This window comes from Leifsonia sp. 71-9 (assembly GCF_001898805.1).
Classification (GTDB): Bacteria; Actinomycetota; Actinomycetes; order Actinomycetales; family Microbacteriaceae; genus Leifsonia.
In genome coordinates this window covers 69695-92433 of the sequence record NZ_MKVJ01000021.1, presented here as the reverse complement: position 1 = coordinate 92433, position 22739 = coordinate 69695, and the positions used below count along the sequence as shown (strand labels likewise).

Below are 22739 nucleotides of genomic sequence, written 5' to 3'. Positions count from 1 at the left end.
TACAGTTCCTCTCTGATTCGCCTCGGTTGCCCCCGAGGCGTTTCTCTTTTGGTGTTGCTATGCGACTTGCGGTTCGCTCATGAACCGCTCGATGGCTTCCTCCGGGTACCGGATTCGTCTCCCTTGCCGCACGTAGTCCGGGCCTTTGCCCTGCGTCCGCCAGTTGGCGAGAGTGCCGACAGAGAACTTGATCCGGTCCGACACCTCCTGTGGCGTGAGATAGACCTTGGCGGCCGCGTTCATGCCGCATCGGCCTTCGAGTTTTGATCCGAGCCGGGGGTCCGTCCTGCTGCGGCGCGAAAGATGTCATCCGGATCGATGCGAAGGGCGGCGGCGATGCGCGCTACCTCTACGACGTCGAAGGGCGTCTTCCCGGTCGTCTTGCGTGACAGGGTTGCCTTCGGGATTCCGGTCTCTTCCGCGACTGACGAGTGAGTTCTCGCCGCCCGCGCAATCTGGGCCCGCACCTCGGCGGCGACTGCTTCGCCGTAAGTGAGTGCTTCCATGTGCCCACAATAGGTTCCATTTGGAACCGGGTCAAGCTCATTGACCCCGTTTCCAAAAGTGGCTATGTTGTTCCATATGGGAACCGCTAGTAGAGAACTTGGTCCGCTTGTTGAGGCCGTCGCAGCAGAGCTTCGCGCCCGCCGCGCCTACCTCAACCTGGGGATCCGTGAGCTCGCCGATAAGGCACGACTTCCCCACCCCACCGTCTCGAAGAGCCTCAACGGCAAGCGCGTCATCGACGTTGAAGAACTTGGACGTCTCGCCTATGCGCTCAACATCGGCCCGGATGTCATCATGCGTGACGCCCTCGCCAACCTGAAGAAGCGCGGCTTCGAGATCTCGAGCTACATCCCCTCACTCAACAATGCAGACGCCGCCGACCTCCGTCGCTTTGGCATCAAGCCCCGCTTGAGTGTCGTACCCCCTACGGATACTGAAGACCTTCACAACGTAGACATCAGCGGGGAAAAGATGGCGGCTTCGAAGGACACGAAGCCGGTCCCGCCAGAGAGGGGAGAGTCGTGACACTCAGCGACTGGGATCTGTTCGATATCGAGACGTATGACCCGCGCCGGCCGGTCCCGAACTCGACCAGCTACATGTTCGGGCTGCACAGCTTCTACGACGGCCCGTGCGCGATGGACTACGACCCCGCGGTGCACGCCGAAGATCTCGGCATTCCAGTTATCTACCGGTCCGATCTGCCCGAGCCCGACATGGTCGCCGGGTTCTCACTTCGGTTCCAAGCGATCTTCATGCTCCCCAACCTGCACAGCGCGGTTGAACGTTGCGCCCTGGCGCACGAGATCGTGCACTGGGAACGCCAAGATGAACACGACACCCAGGGTGCAGACGATCGGGCGGATCGCATTGCCGCACGGCGCCTGATACGGCCATCGCGAATCCGTGAGGCAGCTGAGGCAGGCAACGACTACGGACGCATCGCTCTCGAACTCAACGTGACGGAGAAGATCATGGAACTTTTTGTGAGGAGCTATGGCTAGACCACCACTCGTTCTCGAAACCTGGGGGAAGATCACTCGCGGTAAGACCGCTAGTGGCACTCCTATGGCTACGGCTTTCTACAGGGACAGCGACGGGCACACGCGCCGGATGCTGCGAACGGGGAAGACTCCCCAGAACGCTGAGGACAACCTCAAACGAGCACTCAAGACGCGTTTGGCGCCTGAGGCTGAGGGCATCACTCCATCCATGCGCATTTCCGCCCTCGCCGACGAATGGTGGGAGGAATGGCTATCCGCGAAGCCTCGACCGATCAACACGGAGCGGAGGTACAAGGGCATTCTTGAGAATCACATCAAGGCAGGGCTCGGCGGCCTCATGATCAGCGAGGCGTCCGTCTCACGCTTGGACAGGTTTCTCAAGGCGAAGACGAAGAACGTCGGATACTCGAGTGCCGCGCTCGCCCGAGTGATCCTCAGAGGAATGATGGGGATGGCTGCACGCCACGGCGCGATCATGTCCAATCCGGTCGACTCATGCGCCACTATCCCGGAACCCGAGAAGGCTCCTGTGGCGTGGTCCCTTGACGAGATTGCCGACATCCGCACGACGCTGGCCGCTTGGGATTCGGGGAAGGACAAGAGCGGACGCGCCAGGTCGTCGGATCTTTCCGACCCGTGCGATTTCATGTTGGGCACCGGATGCCGGCCGGGCGAGGTGTTCGCACTGCGTTGGGCGGACGTTGACCTTGAGTCTGAGCCCGCCACCGCCCGGATTCGCGCGACGGTTGTGCGGGATCGAGACTTTGGCCTCACGATTCAGGAGCACACCAAGGGCCACAAGGTTCGAATTCTGAAGCTGCCTCTGTTCGTCGTGGACATGCTGAGGCGACGAAGCGAGACGGCCTACACCGAAGTCGTGTTTCCTTCCTCGACTGGCACCGTGCGGAGCCCTGACAACTTCCGAGTGCAGTGGAATCAAGCGCTTGGCGATGTCCCGATTGTGGACGCGATGCCGAAGGTGTTCCGGTCGTCCGTGGGTACGTTCGTGGCGAAGACGGCGAGCAAGGACAGCGCGCAGAAGCAGCTGGGGCATTCGTCGGTCACGATCACCGAGAAGCACTACATCGATGAGGGCGAGCATGGGCCGGACCTCACTGCTACGCTGGAACTACTGAACACGGTGAAGGTGGTCAGCGATCAAAACAGCCAATAAAGTGCGAATCTGCTAGGTTTGGCTCAGCTTGAACCGCTGTACTTTCCAGTGTTTTAGCCACGCGAGTGTAGTTCAATGGTAGAACTTCAGCTTCCCAAGCTGATAGCGCGGGTTCGATTCCCGTCACTCGCTCCATGATCGAAGGCCGCGGGGGGCGGTGAATTCTCGCGGTACACGACGCCAACGTGAGTCGTCGGCTGAGATCACGTGCCGATGGCCACGTCGACGCAGCCGATACGCAGTTGAGGGAATGGTCGCGGTCATGCCCGTTTGGCCGCCTCGGTGACGCCGGGATGCCACCGTCGTATCGAGCCGGACCGACGCACACGCATACGCCCGAAGACACATCTCGGCTTGAGCGTGCTGAGCGCTGAGCCTCAGGAGCATGGACGAATCATCCGGATCCCGCTGGTCCACGGGCCTGGCCGGACTATCCAGCGACCAGCCGTGGCAGACTAGTTCAACGCGCGCATCGCGCAAGCACGTCAGATCGCTACGGCGACATGCAGGTTTCGGGGGAAACGTGCCGGTATCAACACAGGCTCAGAAGAACGCGTACGGCGACGGGGTGTCGGGCCGCCAGGGGCGGCTGCACACGTATTCGCGTCCGATTCGCCGTCAGGCTTCGTTGATAGAACGGTCTGCATCAGCCTGACTGGTGCAGCGGGCCAGCGTATTCAGGTTGATTTCGAGACCCTGACCGGCACAGCCTCCTCGCTCACGGCGGTCAGTGCTCCTGCCCTCCCTGCCGCCGCTGCGGTCGAACGGCCGACCAGCGAAGCGGTGCTGGTCTCGATACGTGCCGGGTGGCGGTCGGACACGATCGTGACCGACCTCGTCGAGCTCGGCACCCGACTCGGTCTGACGGCCGATGATTTCCGGACGACCGAAGAAACGGCAGCCGGTGAGCTGCGGGCGCTCGAGGGAGGGTTCAGATGACCGCAACGATCACCGCGACATCCCGCGCGAAAGACCTCATCCCCGGCAACGTGACCGCCTTCCGTGCCGAAGCCGACGTGATGACCGCCCGCAGCCGTGACTACGACGCCCTCGAAGCGACACTGCGCAATGCTGCCAGTCAGGTCAAGTGGGAAGGCCGCGCTGCAAACGCGTTCGCGGACGTCGTGTCCGTGATGCGCAAACGGATCCAGCATGTTGCCGACGACTTCACCGACGGCGGTAAGGCGCTCAACTCCTTCGCCCACACCCTCGAATGGGCGCAGGGCGAGGCCGAACGAGCGATCACCATCTGGAAGAAGGCAGACGCGGACGAGCGCGCGGCCGCCGCAATACAAGACCCCCTGCTGAAGCCGCTCACCTCGCATGTGGCGAAACTGGACCAGAGCAAGATCAGCGCCCACACGATCGTGACGAACGCCGCCGAAGCGGTCGACGCGGCCGAGCGCGACATGCTCGCAGTTTTGAAGCTGCTCACGGTTGCACCGAAACCGTTGTTCGCGACCAAGTCGACGAGCAACGCGATCGGGAATTCGATCGGCTTCCTTCAGGGCCTCTCGACCCTCACCGGTCCGGAGCTGAAGAAGTTCCTGGCACAGCACCCGAACCTCGCCGACGAACTCGCCGCGATGGGTGCACCGGCCGTCGCCGCGTGGTGGTCGACCTTGTCGGCCGCCCAACGATCGGCACTGATCAAGGCCCGCCCCGAGGTGATCGGCAACCTGGAAGGGATCCCGTACACGGACCGCGACGAAGCCAACGTCTCCTGCCTCAAAGAGCTTCTCAAAGAAGCGAAGGAGGCCGCCGGGCGCACCATCGGAAGCAGCCGAGTACCGGAGTCTCTCGCCGCCGTCCAGGCGGCGAAAGATCGTGTCAGCGCCCTCGAGTGGCTCTTGAGCGAGTACCGGGATGGCCAGAGCCGGAATCTGAATCCTCCGCGGCTGCTGATGAGCCTCGACACGACGGGTCCCGGCATTCCGCTGGCGCAGCTCTCTGTCGGGAATCCGGACACCGCGACCACAGCGAATTGGATGATCCCCGGAATGAACTCCAGCCTGCTCGAGGCCAAGGACTATCTTCGCGGTGCGGTCAACATGAACTTCAATAACCCGCACAGCGCCACCGTCGTCTTCCTCGGCTACGACAGCCCCAAGTTCCCTTCCGAGGCCGGTGACGTCCTTTCCGGGACCTACGCTCGCGCCGGCGCAGAGCACCTCACGGCCGCGCTTAACGGGTACAACGCCGTCCGCGACGAGGCCGGCACCACCTCTCAGCTGAACGTGATCGGCCATTCGTACGGCACCACGACTGCCGCCTATGCGATGGCCGCACACGATCTCCGGGTCGACAACGCCGTCTTCGTCGGCTCGGCGGGAATCGACCCCAGCATCAGCGCGGCCGACCTTCACGCCCACACCGGGGTGTACGCGACCGAAGCATCGGCCGACGACGTTGCGGATCTTGGACGAACAACAGGCCGCATCGACCCGACAGGCCACGGATTCGGGGCACATGTGTTTGGATCAGACGGGGCAACCTTGCCTGATGGCAGCGTCCTCCAACCGGTCAACGGCCACAACGCGGTCGGCGGCAGCGCGGCAGACGACAGCAACCATTACTTCGGCTTGGGTACTGAGAGCCTGAGAAATATCCGATCGATCATCAATGGCACGCCGACACTGCCATGAACTCCCCCAGCGAGGAAGGTGTCCTGATGAGAGTTCGACTCACGCTCGGTCTCGCAGCGCTCGCGGTGACCCTTTTGGCAGGCTGCAGTGACGTCGACCGGGTGGTCGAGCCGCTGCACCTCCGCTCAGACGTGAAGATGACACCCGCCGAGGCACGCGCCGATCTCGACAAGCGGGAGAGCGACCTCACCGCCCTCCTCGGCGGCGACTGGGACAACCAAGACAACCTCATCGCCTCCTCGTGCGGCGACAACGACGAGGGCCTCTACTACTACGGCGGCCGAAACCGAACGGAACCCATTGCGGACCGTGCAGCCACGGCCAAGAGCACAGCTGCATGGTGGAAGAGCCGCGGAGTCGCTGTCGCATCGGCCAAGTACGGCGAGAGTTATGTTGTCAAAGGTGAAGCCAAGAACGGCACCACAATTTTCCTCAACCTGGATACCGACCGAACCTGGTTCCAGACAGAAGGTGCCTGCGTACCGGGCGACTGGGAAAAGGCCAGGGACGACGACATCGCGCACAGACGTAATGAGATCGTCCGCACCCCGACCCCCGCACCAACCCCTACCGAATAGGCAACCCGAACGCCGTATGAATGAGGAGTCCGCGCTCATGAGAGTCCGCATCAGCCTGGGGCTCGCCGTCCTCGCCGTCGCAGGGCTGGCAGGCTGCAGCGACGTCGACCGGGTGGTCGAACCGCTGCACCTCCGCTCGGACGTGAAGATGACTCCCGCCGAGGCGCGCGCCGATCTCGACAAGCAGGAGAGCGACCTCACCGCCATCGTCGGTGGAGACTGGGACAACCACGACAACCTGATCGCTTCTTCCTGCGGCGACAACGACGAGGGGCTCTACTACTACGGCGGCCGAAACCGCACCGAACCAGTGACCAATCCGGACGCCGCGGCCGCCACCGTCGAAAAGTGGTGGAAAGACCATGGATACTCCGTCGAGATTCACAAATACGGTCACGAATACGTCCTCGGCGGCGATGCCAAGAACGGGCTAGCGATCACCCTCCACCTCGATACTGACCGCACCTGGCTGGAAACCGATGGCTCCTGCGTACCCGGCGACTGGAAAAAGGCCAGCGACGACGACATCGCACACAAGCGCAACCAGATCTCCCGAACCCCGACCCCTGCCCCCACACCCAGCGACCGGAGATAGTGGCCGCCACGTCACCGGCCACAACGCTGGCGGCGGGAAATACTCCGATCGCGACTTCTCGGGCAGTCTGATTCGCCGGACTCGTTCTCACCCGGGGACGGTTGCGGTCGCCGCGGGCGCCGAGCACGCCATCGACCCCGACTCGGTTCACTGGACTTCATCGGATCCGGCGCGACGCCCGCCTCACCGCAGCGTCTCCGCCAGCTCCGTGGCGACCGCCGTGGCGCGGGCGCGGAGGGCGGCGAAGTGGGCCTCGGGGTCCGTGATGTCGTCGCCGAGGGTGTCGTGCAGGAGGACGACCTGGCTGTCGTCGATGCCGCAGAGGCCGGCGATGCCGATGTTCAGGTGGCGCGTGATGAGGTCGTCGTATTCGCGCTTGCGGAAGGCTTCTGCGCTCTCGCCGGCCAGGCCGATCCAGCGCGCGGCGGCGATCCCGGGACGGCGGCCGCCGCCGTAGAAGAGGCCGTTGTTCCAGACGCGGTCGATGTAGCCCTTCATGATCGCGGGGAGCGAGTACCACCAGACGGGGAACACGAACACCACGGCGGCGGCGGCCATCGTGCGGGCGGCGAGCGCCATCACCTCGGGCGTGTACTGCTTGTCGAGGTCGTCCCAGTCGGGTTCGTCGGCCTCCCGGACGAGGGGGTCGATGCCCTCGCGGTGCAGGTCGAGCTCGTCGACCTCGAAGCCTTGCGCAGTGAGTTCTCCGATCACATCCGAGGTCACCGTCGCCGTGAGCGAGTCGGTGCGGGGGTGGGCCCAGATCACCAGTGCGCGCGTGCCAGCCATCGTTTCGTGTTCTCCTTGTCGGGCTCTCCTCACGAAGCGGCGGTTGCTCGCCTCTGTTGCGGCCCGTACATTGAGTCAAACAGGACACCCGCAGATGCAGAAGTATGCACTTTTCTGTCCTGTACTGACAGTTTGGATAGTGTCATGCGCGACAAGACCGCTGCAGCGATCGCCGTGTGCTCCGTCGAGACGACCGTGAGCGTCATCGGCGGATGCTGGAAGCTCACCATCATCCAGGAACTGCTCGACCGCACGCTCCGGTACGGCGAGCTCCGCCGCGCGGTCGGCGAGGTGACGGATCGCGTGCTCACCCGTCAGCTCCGGGAGCTCGAAGAGGACGGCCTCGTCCACCGGGAGGTGTATCCGGAGGTGCCGCCGCGCGTCGAGTACTCCCTGACGCCGATGGGCGAGACCCTGCGGTCGCTCGTCCGCGACATGGACGAGTGGGGTCAGACCTGGGTCGCCGCGCAGCGGGTCCTCGCCTGAGCGCGCCTCCCGCGACGCCTACCGCGCGAGGTACCGCCCCAACGCGTCGAGAAGACCGCGCGTGCCGTCCTCCCGTCCCTGGCCGTCCGCCCAGAAGCGGTCGAAGAAGATGCCGTGCTCGGTGTGCGTGAAGCGGGTGCCCTCGGCGATGGGCTCGAACTCCAGCGAGGCGAGGGAGGTGGACATGTGCTCCCCGTCGAGCCACATGTCGTATGTGGTGACGATGCGCGAGTGCTCGACGATGTCGGTGTAGGTCGCCTCGTAGCGGGAGAGGGGTCCGTTGTGGAACTGGCCTTCGTCGATGTCGCGCCCGCCGACGCGGAAGTCGAAGGACCAGGCACGGGCCTCCGCCTCGTCCCCCGCTCCCCACCAGCTCCGCTTCTGCTGCTCGTCGGCGAACGCGCCCCACACGTCCTCGACCGGTGCGGGATAGTCGCGGGTGAGGGTGAAGCCGGAGCGTGCGAGCCTGCGTTCGTGCGTCATCGGGGTCTCCTATCGGGTCAGGGTGACGTGGATGACGCCGCTCTCGGCGACCTCCGAGGTCACCGTGTAAGCGGTGTCGAAGCCGCTGAGGTCGTCCCACAGCCGGTGGCCGCGACCGAGGAAGATCGGGGCGACCATGAGGTGCAGGTCGTCGACGAGTCCGGCGCCCAGTGCAGCGCGCGCGGTGCTGTAGCCGCCGCCGATCCGCACATCCTGGCCTCCCGCCGCCTCGCGGGCCTCGCGGAGGACGTCGTCGATGGCGGCGTCGCGGAAGTGGAACGTCGTGCCGCCCTCCATCGCGATCGAGGGACGCGGCGCGGAGTGGGTCAGCACGTAGACGGGGGTGTGGAACGGCGGATTCGGACCCCACCAGCCCGTCCAGTCCGCATCGGTGGGATGGGCGTGGAGGCCGAACATCCCGGCGCCCATGATCTCGGCGCCGATGCCGTCGAAGAAGGTGGCGGCGTGGCGGTCATCGACTCCGGTGGTACCCCGGCCGCTGGTGTCACCGAAGATCTTCTCGCGGAAGGTGCGGGTCGCGGTGTACGCGGCGGTGAGCCGGTTCCAGTCCTCGCCCATCGGATTGTCGGGCGCCTGGTCGGACGGGGTGTAGCCGTCGAGGGACGTGAAGAGATCCATGCGGACACGGGACATGTCAGTTCTCCTTCTGGGTCGTGCGGGCGAGATGGATGCCGAGCCGGTCGGCCTGGTGCTCCGCGGGGGTCCGCTGTTCACCGAGCCAGAGATGCAGCACGTCGAGAGCGCCGGGACGCAGGCTCACCGTGCGGACGCGGCCCTGCTTCTCCGACGCGATCACCCCCGCCTCCTCGAGGATCCCGAGGTGCTGCACGAACGACGGCAGGGTCATCGGGAACGGCTCGGCGAGCTCCGACACCACCGCCGGCGACAGGGCCAGCCGTTCCACGACGGCCCGCCGCGTGGGATCCGCGAGAGCGCGGAGCACGGCGTCGACCTCGTCACGATACTTTGGCATTTGCCTAAGTGTAGCAGGTGAGGGCCCGAATGGACTGCCGAGGTCGCGATTCGTCGAGTGGAAGCATCCCCACGGCTCGACGATGCCAGGCTCGCCTTGCCCTGGATGCAGGCCGGCGGCCGCCCCGTCACGCGGGAGGCTGGTGGAACACACCCGCCCGGCGGAGGTATCCGGCGAGGTCCTGGGTGAGCGGGATGGTGTCGAGCTCGGCTTCGGAGAACCAGCGGGCGTCGTCGGCATCGTCGCCCGGCGCGAGTCGGCCGCCGAGGACGGTGGCGGAGAAGTCGTGCGCCTCGAACACTCGCCCGTCACCCGCGGGGATCATGGCGACCCAGAGCTCTCGGCCGATGGAGACCTGCAGCCCGGTCTCTTCGAGCGCCTCCCGTGCGGCCGCGGCCGCGTAGGACTCGCCCGGCTCGCAGCTTCCGCCGGGCACCGACCAGCGTCCCTTCTCCGGCTCGTCGCGACGCAGGACGAGCAGAATGCGTCGCTGCTCGTCGAGGATGATCGTGCTGGCCGCCCGGATCGTGCTCATGGAGACGAAACTAGCGCCGCGGGCGATGGACGAGACACCTCACCGTGAGAACGCCGCGCCTCGATCGTCGGCGTGAGCGCCTCCGAGCGGCACACACGCGCCAGGAAGCTCCACTGTCACGCGCAATCCACCCTCATCCAGTGCCTCCAGTTCCAGCGTTCCGCCATGGGCGTTCACCACGGCGCCCGCGATCGCCAAGCCCAGGCCGTGACCGGGGGCACCTTCGGACAGAACGGCGCGACCGCGTTCGCGGTAGAAGGGCTCGATCAGTCGCGCCAGAGAATGCTCGGGTATCCGATCGCCGCTGTTCTCGACGATGACCCGGACGCGGCCGCCGTCGGCGCGGGTCGTCTCAATGGCGAGGTCGCCTGCGACGTGGTTGTGTCGCACGGCGTTCCGGATGAGGTTGCCGATCAGGAGGCGGAGGAGACCGTCCGAGCCGCACGCCGTCTCCGCGCCGATGCGGACGGACAGTCGGAGACCGCGCTGCGATACCTCGTCCGCGATCGCTTCGAGCTCCCGCGACACGAGCTCCCGGAGGTCGACCGTGTCGCGCACCGGCTGCTCCTGCCCGATGGTCGCGAGGTCGAGGAGCGCTTCGGTGATGTCGATCAGGCGATCGTTCGACTCCGTCAGTCGCCGGAGGAGGAGGGTCACCCGCGGGGAGTTGTCCTCGGTGGCCGCGACCTCCAGTAGCGCCTTGGTCGTGGCGAGGGGCGTGCGGATCTCGTGGGAGGCGTTCGCTGCGAACCGTTGCGAGGCATCGAAGGAGCGCTCCAGCTCTGCGAGCATGTCGTCGAACGTCTGCGACACGGCATCGAACTCGTCGTGCCGGCCGGTCGTGCCCACGCGGTGGGAGAGCGACCCGCGGCTGGCGAGCTCGGCCGCGGCGCTGAGCGACTGCAGCGGCCGCAGCATCCGCCCGGCGAGGAACCAGCTGGCGACCGCCCCGACCAGGGTCAGGATGACGAGGGCGCAGGCGCTGTAGATCAGGAGCGTGTTGAGCACGTCCGACCCGCTGGAGACGACGATGCCGGTGGGGAGGCCGGTGACCGGCTTCGCGGTCGCCAGGGTGATCGATCCCGACGCGTCCGCCGGGTCACGCACTTCTCCGTCCGGGACCGCGGACAACGTCGGGATGCGGTACTCGGTCAGGAATCGCATCGACGCATAGACGACGACGAGGATCAGTGCGCCTCCGCCGGCGACGAGCCCGGCCGTGGCCGCCGCGAAACGCATGCGCGTGGAGCGATGGAACGGCGGGCGGCTCCGCCCGTCACTCATCCGCCGACTCCATCCGGTAGCCCACTCCGGGAACGGTTCCGACGATCCAGGGCCGCCCGAGTTTCTTGCGCAGAGTGGAGATGGTCACACGCACGCCGCTGGTGAAGGGGTTCGCATTCTCGTCCCAGGCCTTCTCGAGCAGCTCCTCCGCGCTGACCACCCCGCCGTCGGCACGCATCAGCAGCTGGAGCACCGCGAACTCTTTCGGAGCGAGAGACAGGAGCTCACCGCCGCGCCACACCTCGCGCCGGTACGCGTTCAACGTCAGATCCCCGAAGGCGAGCACGGGAGGGAGGGCCCGCGCCGGCCGACGCCCGAGCGCCGTGAGCCGGGCGATCAGCTCCTGCATCGCGAACGGCTTGGATAGGTAGTCGTCCGCTCCCAGTTCGAAGCCCGCGACCGTGTCGCCGAGGCCGCGGGCGGCCGTCAGCATGAGCACGCGCACGTCGAGTCCCTGCTCGCTGATCTGCCTGCACACCTCGTCGCCGTGCACGACGGGGAGGTCGCGATCGAGGACGACGACGTCGTAGTCGTTGATCGTGAGCCATTCCAGCGCGGTCGCGCCGTCGTGCACGGCGTCCGCCGCGAACGATGCCCGGGTGAGCATGGTCCGGATGGAATCCGCCAGCACCACCTCGTCCTCGACGATCAGCACGCGCATCTCCGCACCCTTCTGCTCCGGCCCGCTCGTGTCGGGCACCGCCTCGATCCCACCAGAACGCGTGTTAACAGAACGTGAGCAACGGGCCTTACGTCATCCCAACACGCCACCGGCTTGACTCTGGCCGAGGCCGATCCCGGCCCCACTTACGGACCGTGAGGTCTCTGAAAGGAAGTGGAATCCATGTCCATCAGCATCACGCTCAAGCGCGTTCTCGTCGGCACGGCCATCACGGCCGGCATCGCAGCGGCCGGCATCGGCGTCGCCGGAGCAGCGAACGCCGCTGCCCCCGCCGCCCCGTCCACGTCCACGTCCACCCACTCGGTGGTGAAGGGCACGCCCGCTCCGGACGCCGGCTCGCCGGTGACCCTGCAGGCGGTCCCGGACGCGAAGCCCGACTTCTCGAAGGCGACCCCGGGCACTGCGACCCCGATCGGCCCCGTCCAGAACGCCTCCGGCTCGGACGGCGCGACGACCCTGTCCAAGTGAGCACCACGACCGGCCGCCGCGACACCGGCGGCCGGTCGCCTGCCATCGAACCCACGAAGGAGCACCATGCGAACCATCGATCCCAGCGACCTCGACCTCCCCGCCACCCAGCCGCTCGACATCACGGAGGTGATGGAGCAGCTCGCCCGGGCCGAGTCGGTCTAGCCCCGGTGGGTGAGGACGGCCATCGATGAACGTCCGGATCGCCAGGCTCCCGGGTGGATCCGCGCGCGGTCGGCGCGCACGAAGAGATTGCTACGAGGCGTCCGCGGGAGCTGCGGGATCCGGCCGGCCGCGGCCCGTGCGGCCGTGGCCGTTGAGCGCCCGGACGGAACGTGCGCGGCGGCGCCACACGATCAGGACGACGGCGCTGAGGGCCGTGCCGATGAGGACGAGCAGACCGGTGTCGCCGGCGAGATACTCGTCGACGGCGACGGGATCGGTCGCGCGGATCAGGTCGGTTCCGATCCAGGCGAACGCGGCGTTGTGGCCAAAGTGCGCGAGGACGGCCACCCAGAGGCTGCCCGAGATATCGCGCAGCAGCCCGAACAGCACCGAGAACGCGAACACGCTGCTGGTGAAGAGCATCAGCACCACGGCGCGGTTGCCGTCGGTGTGGTAGTAGGGCGTGAAGAGGATGTACGGCAGGTGCCAGCACACCCACACGGCGCCGATCACGATCCAGGACCAGGCCTGGCCGAGGCGTGGGGCGAGGTGCGACTGCAGGTAGCCGCGCCAGCCGATCTCTTCCGCGAACGCGAGGATGGGACCGGAGATGCACAGGCTGATCAGGTCTGAGGCGGCGGTCGGCGCAACGGAGAAGACCGCGAACTGCAGGCCGACCGCGCCGGCGAAGGTCAGCGCGCTCACGCCGGCGGTCACCAGCAGCGTGACCGGCCACCAGCGCAGACCGAGCCGCGTGATTCCGATGGTGCGCCACCCGGCACGGGAGTACCCGTCTCGGGTGACGACGAACATCATCAACAGGGTCATCAGGAGCGGCGACACCGCGAGGATCAACCCACCGGCGATGCCGGCGGTGGTGAGGGAGATCAGCAGCACGCCGACGATGAAGATGCATGCCTTGGCGGTGCTGGAGAGGTTTCGGAACATGGACTCGCTTTCTGCGCGGAGGGATCCCCTCCACGCTAAAAAGCGCCGGTCGCGGGCCGCATCCACCGCGAGACGGGTCGGGATGCGCGGATGTTGCATCAGCCCGTCAACCTTCGGTGACGTCGGACGAGAGTCAGTCGAGCAGCCCGTGGCGGACGGCGTAGAGCACCAGCTGCACGCGATCGCGCACACCCAGCTTCGTGAGGATGCGGGACAGATACGACTTGACGGTCGCCTCGCTCAGCGAGGTGGCGGCCGCGATCTCCGGGTTGGACAGGCCCGCGACGGCGTGGCGGAACACCGCGTGCTCGCTGCGGGTCAGCGTCTCCAACGCGGGCGGCGGCGACGCGGGGTGAGCGGGTGGGCCGGCCGCGAATCGGTGCAGGGAGGCCGAGCGGGCGAGCACGGCGGTGCCGTCGGCGACGGAGCGGACGGAGGACAGCAGCAGCTCGGCGCGCGCATCCTTGAGGACGAAGCCGCTCGCGCCGGCCGCGATGGCGTCCGCGACCGTGCGATCGTCGTCGAAGGTGCTCAACACCAGCACCCGGGGAGCGTTCGGCGCCGCAGTGATCGCCGCTGTCGCGCCGACGCCGCCGAGCCCGGGCATCCGGATGTCCATCAGCACCACATCCACGTCGTTCCGCTCCCGCACCCGGCGGACCGCGTCCTCGCCGGACGCGCACTCCCCGACGAGCACGAGGTCCGGCTGGGTGCTGATGATCAGCGCCATTCCCGCGCGGAAGAGCGCCTGATCGTCGACCACGAGCACGCCGATGCTCATCGTTCCTCCTGGCCGTCGTACGGCAGCTGCGCGATCACGACGAACGCGCCGCCGTCGACGGCGGCGGTCACGTCGCCTCCGACGGAGCGCGCCCGCTCCATCATGCCGATCACGCCGTGCCCGCCACGGGCGGTCGTCCGACGAGCGCTCAGGGCGTTGCTCACCTGCACCACGAGCATCTCCGACCTCCAGTCGAGACGCACGACGATCGGCTCGTCGCCGTCCCCGTGCCTGACCGCGTTCGTCAAGGCCTCCTGCGCGATGCGGAACGCCGCGACATCCACACGCGGAGGGAGGGGCGCTGCCGTCCCCGTCTCCTCGACCTCGACGGAGGCGCAGGAACGCCGCAGCTCCCCGATCAGGTCGTCGAGCCGCCTCAGCGAGGGCTGCGGACTGTCCCGAGTCCCGGTGCGCACGCCCGCGAGAACGCCGCGCACCTCCGACAGTGCGGCGCGGCCCGTGTCCGCGATGGTCGACAGCGTCGCCGGCGTCACGGCCAGCTGCGCCTCCGCCGACAGGCGAGCCCCTTCGGCGTGCGCGATCATGACGGTGAGCGAGTGCGCGACGACGTCGTGCACATCACGCGCGATCCGCGCGCGCTCCTCCTCGACCGCGATCGCATACCGGGCCCGCTCCGCCGCCACATCCGCTTCGAGTCGCTCCTGCACTCGCTGCCGGGTGATCGCCCGCAGCACTCCCGCCGACCAGGCCAACACCAGGATCGCCGCGCACAGGCTGACCAGGAACGGCGCAGACGCCGTGACCCGGCCCTCCGCCTGCGGGACCGTCACCGCCATGAACCACCCCGCGAGCACACCGCCGCCGAGAGCGGAGACGGCACCGAGCACCCGGATCGGGAGCGATCCGTAACAGGCCGCCGAGTACACGATCACCAGCACGGCGAGGTTCTGCGGCCCCACCTCCTGCACGGCCACGACCTGAACGACCGCGCCGATCCAGCAGACCGCCAGCGCGGTCGCCGGCGACACCCGTCGCAGCGCCACCGAGCCGCACTGCAGCACGGCGATCGCCACCCACCACGGCGACCGGATCGACGCCGTGAGATCGCCGCCCGCGAGCACCAGCAGGCCGCTGCCCAGCAGGAGACCGACGGCGAACCGGACATCGGCCCGCCATCCCGCCCTTCGCCCGCGATCGCTCGTCCGTCGTGCCACCACCCCATTGTGAGGCCTGTGCACACCCTCCCGCCGAGCGTTCGGCTCCAGCTCGTCCTGAGGGATGACGCGCGGCGCCCAGGATGCGCACTTCGGATGACGCGCCGAGGTGGCGGCGGTTCATAGCATCGTCGCGGAGCGCACATACGGCTCCTCGAAGCGAAAGGAATCGTTCGTGTCCGTAACGTATTCGGGTCCGGTGGTGTCGAGGCGACGGACGGCGTTCTGGGGGCTGGCGACGGCCGCTCTGATCGCCGCCGTCATCGCGGCCCCTGGTGCGGTGGCGGCCTGGTCGTCGGCCGGTCACGTGGTCATGTCGAACCTGGGCGCCCACGTCCAAGCGGGATTCGAGCAGTGGGTGCTCACCGGCACCTCCGGCACCGAGCTGTCGGACGCGGTCGCGTTCTGGGCCGTGTTCCACGTCGTGAAGGCCGTGCTCGCGATCGCCCTCCTGTCCGCTCTCGTCGTGTTCGGATGCCGCGTCTGGTCGCACGCTGCGCGATCACCGTCCGGCGGGGCGCGGGTCGGCTGGGGCGCGCTGGGCGTTCTGGGGGCGGGGCTCCCGGTGCTGGCGCTGCTGGTCGTGCTGGCCAACATCCAGGGCGCCGTGTCACCTCTGTCGTCCGTGCTCACGTTCCTTCCGGGCGATGCCACACCGGCGGTCGCGCAGGTGCAGGCCCAGCTGGCGGCCGGCACCCCGGACGCGGTCACCGCGGCCCTCCTCCACGACTTCCGCACATACCACGCGGTGCTCGTGACATGCCTGGCAGTCACGATCCTCGGCGTGATCGCCACGTCGATCGCTCTGCTCGTTCGACGCGCGCGACGACCGCGCGAGGACAGGCGCATCCGGGGAGTGCTCCTCGCCGGCGCGCTCATCGTGCCCGCGCTGCTTCCGCCGCTCGGCCTGCTCCTGCTGGCGAACCTCTCCACCACCGCGGACACCGCCCCCGCCCTCGCAGCCTTCTTCGCGGGCGGCGGGTTGTGAACGCGACGAGCCGGACGACCGGAGGGGGTGCGGTCGCGAAGTGCAGCCCGGCGCCCGGGAGCGTGCGCGGCCCGCTCAGCGAGCGTGTCCTGCGACCTGCGCATCCGTCGACCGGCTGCGCATCGCGAGGATGATCATCACAGCCGGGATGGCCACGTCGTAGACGAGGACGCCGCCGGTGTTGCCCGGAGCCCCGTTGCCGTGGGCGAACGACTGGTAGAGGTGGCCGATCGTGGCGCCCCAGAGGAACATGCCGGCGATCAGCCCGATGGTGATGCGCTCGCTGCGACCCGCGTGGACGGCGCGGAAGCCGCCGATCGCGAGACCGAGGTTGGCGAAGGCGATCTCGGTCACGAACGGCGTTTCGCGGAAGCCGATCGCGGTCGTCATGACGTCGGGGATGAGCAGGAAGGACACGGTCATCCAGGCGCTGCCGCACCCGAGCGCGGCGACGGCCCACCACCGCTGCCAGATCTCCAGCCGGGTGAGCCGCTTCGACCGCGCCGAGTGGATGCTCGCCCCGACGACGGCGATCAGCAGCCAGAGGGCCGGCACGGACGTTTGCGCGATGAACATCGAAGTGGACATGCCGAAAGTCTTGCACGCGCAACATTGCGTGCGCAACACTGCCGTATGCTCGTCTCATGGATGACGGACTTGCCGACCTGCTGCATCGCGTCGTCGCGATCCTCGGAGACCTGGCGCGCGAACGCATGGCCGCCGACCAGACCCGACTGACCTATACCCAGCTGCGGTTCATCGGCACCCTGGAGGAGTCGCCGGGCACGACGCAGCACCGCCTCGCGGAATCACTGGGACTCTCGGACGCGGCGGCATCCCGCGCACTGCGCGCCCTGCAAGACGCCGGCTACGTCGACATCGCCACGGACCCCACGCACGCCCGCCGCCGCCTGGTGTCCGCGACGGACGCTGGCAGGGACCTCTTCCACGCCACCGGCGCCGCGATGGCCACCGACCTGCGCGAATGGCTCACAGCGCAGGGCTTCCCCTACGAGCGGTACGTCGCCGACTCGCAGCAGCTCGCCGCCCTGCTGAGCAGCGACGAGCCGAGCCCGCCGGCGGCGAAGCACGGGACAGCACCGGAGGCGCGCGCGTGACCTCGGCAACGGGAGGGCCGGGTCACCGGGTGACCCGGGTCAGCCGGCCTCGCCGAGCGGCGTTGCGGTGAAGCGGGCCAGCAGCGAGGCGAACTGCTCCTGCTCCGAACTCGACCAGCCCTGCAGCTGACGCGCGACGGCCGCATCGAGCCGCCGACGGGTCTCCTCCACGGCGCGCGCGCCCGCGGCGGTGAGCGCCAACAGGGCCTGCCGACGGTCGTCGTGGCCGGGGGTCGAGGTGACGAGCCCGGCGTCGATCAGCGCCGCTGCGCGCCTGCTGACCACCGACCGATCCAGTCCGACCACGGGCGCGAGGGCCGCAGCCGACACCGGCTCGTTCGCGCGCTCGAGGGCGCTGATCACCGGGTAGGTGGCCTCGGAGAGCCCCTCGGCGACGTCGGCGGTGAGTTCTCGATACAAGCCGGTGCGGAAACCCCGGCTGACGATGACGCCGAGGGAAGCCGCGATCGAAGGTGCGGGATGCATGACCCCAGGATACCTGTGCAGATTGCACAGATGCTGCTACAGTCAAATCTGTGCAAAGAGCACAGATTGGATGATGAGCATGGCGAGCATCGCAGCAGCACTGGACGACCTCCTCAACAACCGCGACCTCACGGTCGACGACGCCATCGCGCGCCACTTCTCGGACGACTACCGCCAGCGCACCGACGGCACCTGGAGCGACCGCACCGGCTTCGCCGAGCACATCGCGCACCTCCGGCACCTCGTCGGGCACGCGGACGTGCGCGTCCTCGACGAGTTCGAGCACGGCAACGCCTACTCGGACCGGCACGAGGCGCACATCACGAAGACCGATGGGACGACGGTCGTGCAGGAGGTCTATCTTTTCGGCTCCCTCGCCGCGGACGGCCGCTTCGCGGAGGTGCACGAGCTGACGCACATGCTGAGCGGGAGCGAGTCTGATCGGGGGATCGGGAGCGCGCGCGGCGACTAGCGCGGGTTCCGGTCGCGCAGCCAGGCGCGGACGGCTTCGACCAGCTCCCGCCCGGCGGACAGGTTCGCAATGGCGAGTCGGCGCAGGCGGTGCGCAGGCGGCGCGCAGGGGATCACCCTGACGGTTGCCGAGATGCTGCCGGCGGGTCAGTTCGCGGCAGCACCCACCCGCGGTGCGGCGGAGGCGCTTCGCCGGTGTCCGATCACGCCGGCGAGCGTCGCGGCCAGGATCAGCAGGGCCTCCATGACCCCGTACGCCACCGCGGTCGGCTGGAGGCCGATGGCGCCGACCGCGAGGCCGGCCACCAGTGCCGGGACGCTGAAGGCGGTGTAGCTGACGATGTACATCGTGGCGAACACCTGCCCCCGCTGCTCCGGCGGAGCCGCGTCCCCGAGGGCCGTGACCGCGGAGCGGAACGCCGCGCCGAAGCCGAAGCCGGCGACGACCGATCCGGCGACGTAGAGCGGCAGCGATGCGGTCAGCGTCGCGACGATCGTGGCCGCCACCCCCACGCCGAGAGTGCCGTAGCCGACCCACTCGCGTGCCCGGGACGGCAGCGCGGCCGAGACGACGGTGCCCACGATGCCGGCGGCGAAGAACGCTCCGAGCACGATGCCGACGACGAAGTGGCTGCGCACGTCGAGGACCGTCCCGACCACGGACGAGCCCAGCGAGAGGTACAGGCCGGCGAGCGCCCACGTCGCGGCGATGGACGGGACCAGAGCGAAGAAGATCGGGCGGATCGGGCGCGGAAGTCCGGCGCTCGGCGCGAGCGATCGCCAGATCGACTCTTTCGGAGTCCGCTCGGAGTGCACGCGTTCCGGGACGAACCACACCAGGACGGCGAGCGCCAGATAGACGACGGCGAAGATCCAGAAGACCAGCTGGCGCGGGAAGGGGGCGAACTCCACGAGCGCGCCCGCGAGGACGGCCCCGATCGCGATCCCGAGCGGCGGGACGGCGCTGCTGACGATCGACCCGCGCTGCGGATCCGGCGCGGAATCCATGATCATGGCCGTGATCGTGCCGGTCGCGGCACCCACCGCGACGCCTTGGACGATGCGGGCCGCCAGGAGGCCTCCGGTGCCCCCGGCGGTCGCGAAGAGCACCATCCCGATCGCGAGGAGCAGGAGCGCTCCGATCGCGACCGGGCGGCGCCCCACCCGGTCGGAGAGCGAGCCGACGGTCAGCAGTGCGACGAGCAGGGCGATGACGTAGACGGCGAAGATCAGGGTGAGGGTGAAGGACGAGAACCCCCACAGGCGCTGATAGACGGGATACAGCGGGGAGGGTGCCGACGCGGCCGTCAGGTTCGCGGCGCCGGCCGCCCCGGCGACGGCGAAGGACGCGGAACGCTTGAACACGGAATCTCCCTTAAAGCTATGAACTTGACTTTAAGAGACCCTACTCGGCCGCTTTCTAAAAGCCAAGAAATTAGCGATAATGAATCATGAGCAATTCCGAGACCGCCCGTCGCCCCGGCGGCCGGAGCAGCCGGGTGCAGGACGCCGTGTACGCCTCCGTCGGGCAGCTCATGGGCGAGGGGGCCGAGAGGATCACCTTCCCCGTCATCGCGGAACGGGCCGGGGTGACCCCCACGACGCTGTACCGGCGATGGGATGACGTCAACGCACTCCTGGAGGAGGTCGCCGTCGCCGCCCTGACGCGGGAGGGCGACGCGCTGCCGGACACCGGATCGCTCGAGGACGACCTGACCGAGTGGGCGACCGTGATCGCCCAGGACATCACCCGCCCGGAGCGGGCACGCTACCTGCGGGCGATGGTCGCGGCGCGCGTGGAGATCGTCTCCCAGTGCGCCGTCACCGACACCCGGCGCGCGCAGGCGGGGGCGATGGTGCGTCGCGCCCGCGACCGGGGCGAGCCCGTGCCCACGGTCCAGCAGATCCTCGATCACGTCGTCGCGCCGCTGTACTACCGCGTCGTCTTCGCGCTCCCCGTGGAACACGACGAGGCGCGCGGGCTGGTCCGCGACACGATGGCGATGGTGGGGTGAGGGGACGTCGGCGGGTGCGGGAGGTCGCCCACCGCGCACGCGAGATCGCGCCCCCGCGCCGATATCGCGCGGAGAGGACTCACGAACGCCCGCGCCCGGACGCCGCTTCGCCGCGGATGAGCTCGAGCCCGCGGCGATACGAGGTCACCGCGAAGTCGGGGAAGCGGGTCGTGAACTTCGACGAGTCGAAGAGGTTGTCGGACGAGTAGCGCGGCAGCAGTTCCTCGAGCTCCCGCACCTGGCCGGAGACGAGACCGGCGGCCTTCAGCGCCCACCGCGGGACGACCGTGTAGTCGATGCGGCGGCCGAACACCTCGCCCGCCAGCGCGATGAACTCGCGGTACGTGGGCCGCTCGGCGGGAGTGGGGAGGTGCCAGGTCTGCCCGAAGGCGTCGGGGGTGGTGCCGAGCGTCGCCAGCGCGCGGCTCGCGTCGGGCGTCCAGATGAGGGTGCGCCTCCGGTCGTCGCGCACGGGCACGCGGGGCTTCGTGCCCGCCGTCAGCCTGTCGATGACCAGCGTGTTGGTGATGCTCTGCGTGCGGCCGGGACCGTAGAACTCCGGGGCGCGGCCGATGAGCACCGGGATGTCGCCCCGATCCATCTCCTCGAGCACCATCGCCGCCATGTCGGCACGCACCCGGCCCTTGCGGCCGACGGGCGCGAACGGCGTCGTCTCGGTCTGGACGCGGTCGTCCTGCGGGTACATGTACGTGTTGTCGAAGTACGCGAACCTCGCACCGGCCGCGCGAGCAGCATCCAGCGCATTCCGGAGCATGGTGGGGAACTGCTTCTCCCACAGGGCGGTGTCAGCGGGCAGCCCGGCGGTGAAGTAGACGACACTGCTGCCGTCGACGGCCGCGGCGGTCTGCCGGGCATCCAGCAGGTCGGCCCGCACCAGCGCGTCGGATTCATCGACAGCACGGGGGTTGCGACTCACGAGCCTCAGCTCGGCGGCGTGGCCCCGGTGGAGCTCCCGCGCCAGCTCGATGGCGATCTGCCCGTTCGCTCCCAGGATCGTCTGCATCCTCATCCCCGTCCGTGCGATAATGTAAACACTGCTCACATGATGGTAGGAGGCTATGTTAGCGATGTCAACATCAGTGAAGAGCTATCACCACGGCGACCTCCGTGCCGCTCTGCTCGCGGCGGCGGCCGAGAGCCTGGAGGCCGGAGAGGGGTTCTCCCTGCGTGCCGTCGCCCGCCGGGCCGGCGTCTCGCCCACCGCGCCCTATCGGCACTTCGCCGACAAGGACGCGTTGGACGCGGCCGTCGCCGTCGAGGGTTTCGCCGACCTGCGCGCCGACCTCGACGCAGCATTGGCCGCTCTCCCGGCGTCGTCCACGGCCGAGGACGCGATCGCCGGGCTCGGTGTGGCGTACGTCGGGTTCGCTCTGCGTCGACCGGCGGTGTTCCGGCTGATGTTCGGCAACCCGTGCGATGATGCGGACGACGAGCGGGTGCGCGCGTCCCGGCAACTGCACGACGTGCTGAACCAGGCCCTCGCGCGCCTCCTGCCCGACGCGGACATCCCGAACCTGTCCACGGCGCTGTGGGGCATGGCGCACGGGCTGGCGTTCCTGCACCTCGACGGCAAGCTCCGCCCGGAGCCGCCGGCCGAGGTGGCTCAGCGGGTGCGCGCCGCCGTCGCCGCGGTCTTCGCGATGGGGACGGCATCGTGACCCGGCGCATCCTCACCGTCGTCACGAACGTCGGCCACTACGACGACCCCGCCCACCCGACCGGTCTGTGGCTCTCCGAGCTCACGCACGCCTGGGAGGTGTTCGACGCGCACGGCTTCGAGCAGACCCTCGTCAGCCCGCGGGGCGGCGCGACGCCGCTGGAACCGCGGTCGCTGAAGTTCCCCAACGACGACAGGTCGGCCAGGGCATGGCGCGCCGACCCCGCGCGGATGGAGCTGCTGGAGAACACCGCCCGCCCCGATGAGATCGACGCGACGGACTTCGACGCGATCTACTTCACCGGCGGCCACGCCGTCATGTACGACTTCCCCGAGTGCGACGGTCTCCAGCGCATCACCCGCGAGATCTACGAGCGGGGAGGCATCGTCTCCTCGGTCTGCCACGGCTACTGCGGACTCCTCAACACGACGCTCTCCGACGGCGCCCTCCTCGTCGCCGGACGCAGGCTCACCGGGTTCGCCTGGCAGGAGGAAGTGCTCGCCCGGGTGGACAAACTCGTCCCGTACAACGCCGAGGAGGAGATGAAGCGGCGGGGCGCCCGCTACAGCAAGGCCAGACTCCCCTTCGTCTCGTACACGGTCGTCGACGGCACCCTCATCACGGGGCAGAACCCCGGATCCGCGAAGGCGACCGCCGAGAAGGTCGCCGCGCTGCTCTGAGCCGTCGGC

At 68.3% G+C, this 22739-nt stretch carries 30 protein-coding genes and 1 tRNA gene; 15 read left to right on the top strand and 16 right to left on the bottom strand.

The window, feature by feature from the left end:
* Positions 1 to 57 precede the first annotated feature (57 nt).
* Together BGO91_RS16905 and BGO91_RS16900 are read right to left on the bottom strand one after the other, a co-directional pair.
* Complete coding sequence (locus tag BGO91_RS16905) at positions 58 to 243, bottom strand: helix-turn-helix domain-containing protein (protein ID WP_290473900.1); 186 nt, start codon at positions 241 to 243, stop codon at positions 58 to 60.
* Complete coding sequence (locus tag BGO91_RS16900) at positions 240 to 506, bottom strand: helix-turn-helix transcriptional regulator (protein ID WP_290473899.1); 267 nt, start codon at positions 504 to 506, stop codon at positions 240 to 242. The genes BGO91_RS16905 and BGO91_RS16900 overlap by 4 nt, the downstream gene beginning before the upstream one ends.
* A 76-nt stretch (positions 507 to 582) precedes the next feature.
* Here BGO91_RS16900 and BGO91_RS16895 point away from each other — a divergent pair, with 76 nt between their 5' ends.
* The 7 genes from BGO91_RS16895 to BGO91_RS16865 all read left to right on the top strand — a co-directional run bounded on the left by BGO91_RS16895 (position 583) and on the right by BGO91_RS16865 (position 6503).
* A complete protein-coding gene (locus BGO91_RS16895) occupies positions 583 to 1032 on the top strand; it encodes a helix-turn-helix transcriptional regulator (RefSeq protein WP_290473898.1) in 450 nt (149 codons plus the stop codon).
* Entirely contained in the window at positions 1029 to 1511 is a 483-nt protein-coding gene (locus BGO91_RS16890) for an ImmA/IrrE family metallo-endopeptidase (RefSeq protein WP_290473897.1), read from the top strand. Before BGO91_RS16895 ends, BGO91_RS16890 begins: the two co-directional genes overlap by 4 nt.
* A 208-nt stretch (positions 1512 to 1719) precedes the next feature.
* Positions 1720 to 2685 carry a tyrosine-type recombinase/integrase gene (locus BGO91_RS16885; RefSeq protein WP_290473896.1) on the top strand — a complete coding sequence of 322 codons (966 nt, stop codon included), beginning with the start codon at positions 1720 to 1722 and terminating at the stop codon, positions 2683 to 2685.
* Positions 2686 to 2746: 61 nt separating this feature from the next.
* Positions 2747 to 2820: transfer RNA gene (locus BGO91_RS16880), tRNA-Gly, on the top strand.
* Positions 2821 to 3620: 800 nt separating this feature from the next.
* Positions 3621 to 5330 (top strand): alpha/beta fold hydrolase, encoded by a 1710-nt coding sequence (locus BGO91_RS16875; RefSeq protein WP_290473895.1) that lies wholly within the window; start codon positions 3621 to 3623, stop codon positions 5328 to 5330.
* 26 nt (positions 5331 to 5356) lie between these two features.
* The gene (locus BGO91_RS16870; RefSeq protein WP_290473894.1) at positions 5357 to 5908 is read left to right on the top strand and encodes a hypothetical protein; all 552 of its coding nucleotides are present in this window, start codon (positions 5357 to 5359) and stop codon (positions 5906 to 5908) included.
* A gap of 37 nt (positions 5909 to 5945) precedes the next feature.
* Positions 5946 to 6503: a hypothetical protein gene (locus BGO91_RS16865; protein ID WP_290473893.1), complete on the top strand. Its 558-nt coding sequence runs from the start codon at positions 5946 to 5948 to the stop codon at positions 6501 to 6503.
* 183 nt (positions 6504 to 6686) lie between these two features.
* Here the strand turns inward: BGO91_RS16865 and BGO91_RS16860 are convergent, their stop codons facing one another.
* A complete protein-coding gene (locus tag BGO91_RS16860) occupies positions 6687 to 7292 on the bottom strand; it encodes an NAD(P)H oxidoreductase (RefSeq protein WP_290473892.1) in 606 nt (201 codons plus the stop codon).
* A gap of 144 nt (positions 7293 to 7436) precedes the next feature.
* Between BGO91_RS16860 and BGO91_RS16855 the strand changes: the two genes are divergently transcribed.
* On the top strand, positions 7437 to 7778 hold the full coding sequence (locus BGO91_RS16855) for a helix-turn-helix domain-containing protein (protein ID WP_290473891.1): 342 nt from the start codon (positions 7437 to 7439) through the stop codon (positions 7776 to 7778).
* Positions 7779 to 7796: 18 nt separating this feature from the next.
* Here BGO91_RS16855 and BGO91_RS16850 read toward each other — a convergent pair whose 3' ends face one another.
* The 6 genes from BGO91_RS16850 to BGO91_RS16825 all read right to left on the bottom strand — a co-directional run bounded on the left by BGO91_RS16850 (position 7797) and on the right by BGO91_RS16825 (position 11735).
* The gene (locus tag BGO91_RS16850) at positions 7797 to 8261 is read right to left on the bottom strand and encodes an SRPBCC domain-containing protein (protein ID WP_290473890.1); all 465 of its coding nucleotides are present in this window, start codon (positions 8259 to 8261) and stop codon (positions 7797 to 7799) included.
* A gap of 9 nt (positions 8262 to 8270) precedes the next feature.
* Positions 8271 to 8915, bottom strand: coding sequence for a dihydrofolate reductase family protein (locus BGO91_RS16845; RefSeq protein ID WP_290473889.1), 645 nt, complete (start codon positions 8913 to 8915; stop codon positions 8271 to 8273).
* 1 nt (position 8916) lies between these two features.
* Positions 8917 to 9255 carry a metalloregulator ArsR/SmtB family transcription factor gene (locus tag BGO91_RS16840; protein WP_290473888.1) on the bottom strand — a complete coding sequence of 113 codons (339 nt, stop codon included), beginning with the start codon at positions 9253 to 9255 and terminating at the stop codon, positions 8917 to 8919.
* 127 nt (positions 9256 to 9382) lie between these two features.
* Positions 9383 to 9790: an NUDIX domain-containing protein gene (locus BGO91_RS16835; RefSeq protein WP_290473887.1), complete on the bottom strand. Its 408-nt coding sequence runs from the start codon at positions 9788 to 9790 to the stop codon at positions 9383 to 9385.
* A gap of 39 nt (positions 9791 to 9829) precedes the next feature.
* Positions 9830 to 11074: a HAMP domain-containing sensor histidine kinase gene (locus BGO91_RS16830; RefSeq protein ID WP_290473886.1), complete on the bottom strand. Its 1245-nt coding sequence runs from the start codon at positions 11072 to 11074 to the stop codon at positions 9830 to 9832.
* On the bottom strand, positions 11067 to 11735 hold the full coding sequence (locus BGO91_RS16825; protein ID WP_290474492.1) for a response regulator transcription factor: 669 nt from the start codon (positions 11733 to 11735) through the stop codon (positions 11067 to 11069). Before BGO91_RS16825 ends, BGO91_RS16830 begins: the two co-directional genes overlap by 8 nt.
* A gap of 183 nt (positions 11736 to 11918) precedes the next feature.
* On the opposite strand from BGO91_RS16825, the gene BGO91_RS16820 reads away from it, so the two are divergent.
* Positions 11919 to 12224, top strand: a complete 306-nt coding sequence (locus BGO91_RS16820; RefSeq protein WP_290473885.1) for a hypothetical protein — start codon at positions 11919 to 11921, stop codon at positions 12222 to 12224.
* 255 nt (positions 12225 to 12479) lie between these two features.
* On the opposite strand, the gene BGO91_RS16815 is transcribed toward BGO91_RS16820, so the two are convergent.
* The 3 genes from BGO91_RS16815 to BGO91_RS16805 form a co-directional block, all read right to left on the bottom strand.
* Entirely contained in the window at positions 12480 to 13337 is an 858-nt protein-coding gene (locus BGO91_RS16815; protein ID WP_290473884.1) for a CPBP family intramembrane glutamic endopeptidase, read from the bottom strand.
* Between the two features lie 133 nt (positions 13338 to 13470).
* A complete protein-coding gene (locus BGO91_RS16810) occupies positions 13471 to 14118 on the bottom strand; it encodes a response regulator transcription factor (protein ID WP_290473883.1) in 648 nt (215 codons plus the stop codon).
* A complete protein-coding gene (locus BGO91_RS16805; protein WP_290473882.1) occupies positions 14115 to 15293 on the bottom strand; it encodes a histidine kinase in 1179 nt (392 codons plus the stop codon). The genes BGO91_RS16810 and BGO91_RS16805 overlap by 4 nt, the downstream gene beginning before the upstream one ends.
* 175 nt (positions 15294 to 15468) lie before the next feature.
* Here BGO91_RS16805 and BGO91_RS16800 point away from each other — a divergent pair, with 175 nt between their 5' ends.
* On the top strand, positions 15469 to 16281 hold the full coding sequence (locus tag BGO91_RS16800) for a hypothetical protein (RefSeq protein WP_290473881.1): 813 nt from the start codon (positions 15469 to 15471) through the stop codon (positions 16279 to 16281).
* A 75-nt stretch (positions 16282 to 16356) separates the two neighbouring features.
* On the opposite strand, the gene BGO91_RS16795 is transcribed toward BGO91_RS16800, so the two are convergent.
* A complete protein-coding gene (locus BGO91_RS16795; protein WP_290473880.1) occupies positions 16357 to 16869 on the bottom strand; it encodes a DUF6790 family protein in 513 nt (170 codons plus the stop codon).
* A gap of 56 nt (positions 16870 to 16925) precedes the next feature.
* Between BGO91_RS16795 and BGO91_RS16790 the strand changes: the two genes are divergently transcribed.
* Entirely contained in the window at positions 16926 to 17399 is a 474-nt protein-coding gene (locus tag BGO91_RS16790) for a MarR family winged helix-turn-helix transcriptional regulator (protein ID WP_290473879.1), read from the top strand.
* 39 nt (positions 17400 to 17438) lie between these two features.
* Here the strand turns inward: BGO91_RS16790 and BGO91_RS16785 are convergent, their stop codons facing one another.
* Positions 17439 to 17885, bottom strand: coding sequence for a MarR family transcriptional regulator (locus tag BGO91_RS16785; protein WP_290473878.1), 447 nt, complete (start codon positions 17883 to 17885; stop codon positions 17439 to 17441).
* Positions 17886 to 17964: 79 nt separating this feature from the next.
* Between BGO91_RS16785 and BGO91_RS16780 the strand changes: the two genes are divergently transcribed.
* Positions 17965 to 18357: a hypothetical protein gene (locus BGO91_RS16780; protein WP_290473877.1), complete on the top strand. Its 393-nt coding sequence runs from the start codon at positions 17965 to 17967 to the stop codon at positions 18355 to 18357.
* A 146-nt stretch (positions 18358 to 18503) separates the two neighbouring features.
* On the opposite strand, the gene BGO91_RS16775 is transcribed toward BGO91_RS16780, so the two are convergent.
* The gene (locus BGO91_RS16775) at positions 18504 to 19721 is read right to left on the bottom strand and encodes an MFS transporter (RefSeq protein ID WP_290473876.1); all 1218 of its coding nucleotides are present in this window, start codon (positions 19719 to 19721) and stop codon (positions 18504 to 18506) included.
* Positions 19722 to 19807: 86 nt separating this feature from the next.
* On the opposite strand from BGO91_RS16775, the gene BGO91_RS16770 reads away from it, so the two are divergent.
* Positions 19808 to 20371, top strand: a complete 564-nt coding sequence (locus BGO91_RS16770; protein ID WP_290473875.1) for a TetR/AcrR family transcriptional regulator — start codon at positions 19808 to 19810, stop codon at positions 20369 to 20371.
* Positions 20372 to 20450: 79 nt separating this feature from the next.
* Here the strand turns inward: BGO91_RS16770 and BGO91_RS16765 are convergent, their stop codons facing one another.
* Entirely contained in the window at positions 20451 to 21395 is a 945-nt protein-coding gene (locus BGO91_RS16765) for an NAD-dependent epimerase/dehydratase family protein (protein ID WP_290473874.1), read from the bottom strand.
* Between the two features lie 64 nt (positions 21396 to 21459).
* On the opposite strand from BGO91_RS16765, the gene BGO91_RS16760 reads away from it, so the two are divergent.
* Together BGO91_RS16760 and BGO91_RS16755 are read left to right on the top strand one after the other, a co-directional pair.
* Entirely contained in the window at positions 21460 to 22050 is a 591-nt protein-coding gene (locus BGO91_RS16760) for a TetR-like C-terminal domain-containing protein (RefSeq protein ID WP_290473873.1), read from the top strand.
* Positions 22047 to 22730: a type 1 glutamine amidotransferase domain-containing protein gene (locus BGO91_RS16755; protein WP_290473872.1), complete on the top strand. Its 684-nt coding sequence runs from the start codon at positions 22047 to 22049 to the stop codon at positions 22728 to 22730. Before BGO91_RS16760 ends, BGO91_RS16755 begins: the two co-directional genes overlap by 4 nt.
* Positions 22731 to 22739 lie beyond the last annotated feature (9 nt).